1 pseudogene is annotated in these 270 nt (G+C 41.1%); it reads right to left on the bottom strand.

What is annotated here, in order from left to right:
* Window positions 1-270: pseudogene (locus LF817_RS20105) on the bottom strand (IS3-like element IS655 family transposase); the annotation flags it as partial.

The following is a 270-nucleotide window of genomic DNA, read 5'->3' as shown; positions in this document are numbered from 1 at the left end:
TTTCTTGAAAAATCCCCGTAATCTGACGAGTCAGATCATCCGCCTCAGAAGAGTCTTTTTCTTTCGCTTCATAATAAAATGTACTTTTAGGAAGTTGTAGGACGGCACACATTGCTGATACCGAGTATTGGTGACGGTTGTTTTGGATCACCTTTACTTTCGTCCCATGATCAGCGCCGCTTGCTTTAAAACATCAACCTCCATCATAAGACGCTGATTTTCTTTTTTCAGCCTGATATTTTCATTTTGTTCAGCTGTCCGGTTGTCTTC

It is taken from the genome of Halobacillus sp. A1 (assembly GCF_024189295.1).
Lineage (GTDB): Bacteria > Bacillota > Bacilli > Bacillales > Halobacillaceae > Halobacillus_A.
This window is presented reverse-complemented; position numbering and strand designations above follow the sequence as displayed.